Raw genomic sequence first — 3,230 nt, forward strand, 5'->3', positions numbered from 1 at the left:
TTATCTTTAGTTGAGTTTGAATATATCGGTCGCTCCTATTCATAGTTTGCGATCGATTATTCAGCAAGCCCTATGTAGCAGATGAAAAGTATGCTCACGCTGTTTTAGAGGCGAGACTTTATACTAACAAACTTGCTCAAGCTGAAGGGATTGTTTTTTATGATGTTCCCGGTTTAGATTCAGGTTTAGCAAAGCACGTTGATGAAGCACAAGCCATGCTCTCTGACTGTGATGCGGTGATATTGGTACAGCGGTTTACTAGCCTCCGAGAAAAGGAACTAGAAATCATCAAGTTTACCGAACTTGGCGATAAAAATGTCACGGTTGCTGATAAGCTTTTTGTCTTTTTAAGTCGGATTGATTCATTAGGGAGTGCAGAGGCGCTTAAAACACATATTGAAGAAGCATCTCAAGACTGGTTAAAACGTGCAAAGCTTCCACCTGAACGCATTGTATATGGTTCAGCCGGAGCCTATCTAATGTTGAATAGTTTAGCAGGAGAACAGACTAAGTTAGAGATTGGGGACGCAACCCATATTCAAGCTCGGTTAAAAACATTAACTGGAATTACCGATGAAGAAACTCTCAATAAAAATGGCACGGGGATTCCAGAAATTAAGGAAAAAATATTTAACTATATCAACACTGAGCGTGTCTCTATTTTAAAGAAAAGATGCGAAGCGTCTATTAATAAAATTTTCAGCAATTCTGAAGAAATTTATCTTACAGTCAGCAAAAAGTATCCAGAAAATCCTGAAGAAGCCAAGCTATTTGAAGAAAATAATCGGCGGGTTTTATTTACAGAATGGTGGAATCGAAAATGGGAAACCATCAAAGCTGATTTACAAAAATACTATGAATATTCTGTTGTCAACAAATCCTTAGACAGTTCTAATGCTAAGTCATTCACTCAAATAGAAAAATTTAGAGAACGATATTTACAAATCGTTGACAACGAAATTCAGAAACTCAGGGAGGAAACATTTAAAAAGAAAGATACCATCTTTCTTGCTAACTCAAATCCAGAGTTTGACCGCATGAAAGCCAATTTTGCTTGGCGTGATGATTTGTACGGTGATATTAGTAAGCTTCTCTCTGCAATTGCTCATCAACTTGCTTTAGAACTTAAGGATGAAGCATTAAAGTTAGTTGAATATATGAGAATTTTATTATGGGAAAGTAATCAAGTAAAACCCAGGCTCATTGAAAATTCAGAGGAATATTTTTTAGCAAAACTAGAGAATAGCTTAAGCGTATTATTTTTACGCTTTGCACGTCCAGTTGCTGAAGCGCTGATTCGCGGCCCCGTTAATAGTGATACTCGAAATAAAATCATCAAAACTTTAGGGGTAGATATTGAAATTATTGATAACTACTATAGTGGGGAAGAAGCTGCATTTAGGGTTCTCAAGAAATATGTAAAATATGGTTCAGATTTACTATTTAATTCGGAGATTCGGCAACAAGTATTAGGAGTTACAGGAGTAGCAACACAAATTGCTGGGTATGTTTATCAAGATAGAAAATCGCCCCCAGAATCTGTAGTTTTCGAGGTAGAAAATGATATTAATGCGTTTGAAGAATACTTACGCTATGCAATTTTCAGTGCGGCTGGTTTCGAGTCATACTGTATTCAAGAACTGAAGGGTTTAGTTGATAGTTTCCGAGACAAAGAAGGTACTTGGACTGGCGTTGCTCTCAATGAGTGGTTGCAGGGAAATCCACTTCTGTTTGCTGAAATACCTAATAATTTGAAGTCACAAGAATCGAATTTAGAAGTTAGCGAACGATTGAGGCAATTATCTATTGCCTTAAAAAGAAGTCGCTCGCCGGAGGTACTGTGAGTGAGTGAAACTACAGGAAAGTCGCCGGAAGAATGCCAGCCCCGATCGCACCCTTAACATCCTCTCAGCAACGGCGGATGCACCAAAAGAACCCCAAAACCCAGGAAGTAGAGGGGGAGTACGTTTGATGTGTTTGTGCGCGTAAATCGTGCGATCGCCACCTCAAACATAATCCCTAACATCGCCTCAATCTTCCTGCGGCAAATTTTCCAGCCAAACCTCCAACTCTGCGATCGACTGAAAATCTAACAATTCCTCTGCTAGAGTTTCAATTTGCTCGATCGACAAATCAGCAATTTGGGTGGTGATAGATTCCGGTAATGTTCCAACTCGCCGATTTAACAGACGGCGATTTAACAGACGTAAAATCAACGCTCTTCCTTCTTGTTCGCGGCCTTGCACAATGCCTTGTTCAATGCCTTGTTCGATGCCTTGTTCGATGCCTTCTTCCTTAGCTTCCCGATAAAACCGAGTTTCCTCAAGCGTAATCCCTAACATCGCCTCTGCCTCCCTTCGGTTTAAATTTGTAAACTTGTAAACCAGTATCGTCGTCAGCATCTCTATTATGGCGCGACTCGCTGCCTCAGATTCCTCCCGCTGCGATCGCGCCAGCAACAATCGCGCCGCTTCGGGCGTACTCGCTTCGTCGATCGTCGTCAACGCCATCAGCGCCACCCCCAGCGGCAACTGTTCAATCTCCCCCAACTCATCCAAATATACGCGATGCACCTGATTGCAGTTCAAGAGCGATCGATACGGATGCGTTTCTGATTGTTCAGTCGATCGACTAGGATAAATTACCACCGCTTGCCAATCTGTAAACCGCTGACGGTTGCGATAAAAATACAAAAACGACTCACCAAACAATCGCTCATACAACAATTCATCCCGCTGAAACTGCACCTCACAGAAATATACAACTCCAGGCTCAGCATCCGGCGGCAAAAACACCCCATCAATTTCAAACTTCGGTTCCTTCACAGCAACCGAGTCAAATCGATATTGTTCCGCATTCGATGGTGACTCTTCCAATAGCTCAAACAGCAGCGTCGGAGCTTCTTGAAATAACTTGTAAAATATTGAATCTCGACGCATTAACCCAACATCTCCTCTACCCTATGCAACTGCTCCAACCGTCAGTCGATTTTAGATTTTAGATTTTAGATTTTAGATTTTAGAATTGACTCGCCTTGATCAATCTGGGAGGTTGAGCTTTAGTCTAAAATTTGGGGAGTATCCACAACGATTGTACGTGGCACGATACCCGTTTTTTTGCTGGTTGCAAAAACAGCAAGTGGGTAATCTGCTCTAGGACTTACGCATTGACAAAATCACAAAATAGTGCATCGATAAATATGACTGGTCTATTTTCCAGGTATTTGACAA

Annotated in this window: 3 protein-coding genes; 2 read left to right on the top strand and 1 reads right to left on the bottom strand. The window is 41.1% G+C overall.

Translation table 11 applies throughout. The features are described from left to right. The first annotated feature begins 215 nt into the window (after positions 1 to 215). Positions 216 to 1,844 carry a hypothetical protein gene (locus QUA40_RS28105; protein WP_333131910.1) on the top strand — a complete coding sequence of 543 codons (1,629 nt, stop codon included), beginning with the start codon at positions 216 to 218 and terminating at the stop codon, positions 1,842 to 1,844. A 4-nt stretch (positions 1,845 to 1,848) separates the two neighbouring features. Then, on the top strand, positions 1,849 to 1,989 hold the full coding sequence (locus tag QUA40_RS28110; protein WP_333131912.1) for a hypothetical protein: 141 nt from the start codon (positions 1,849 to 1,851) through the stop codon (positions 1,987 to 1,989). A 41-nt stretch (positions 1,990 to 2,030) separates the two neighbouring features. Here QUA40_RS28110 and QUA40_RS28115 read toward each other — a convergent pair whose 3' ends face one another. Continuing rightward, on the bottom strand, positions 2,031 to 2,939 hold the full coding sequence (locus QUA40_RS28115; RefSeq protein WP_333131914.1) for an Rpn family recombination-promoting nuclease/putative transposase: 909 nt from the start codon (positions 2,937 to 2,939) through the stop codon (positions 2,031 to 2,033). Positions 2,940 to 3,230 lie beyond the last annotated feature (291 nt).

The organism is Microcoleus sp. Pol11C3 (assembly GCF_036701485.1).
GTDB lineage: Bacteria > Cyanobacteriota > Cyanobacteriia > Cyanobacteriales > Microcoleaceae > Microcoleus.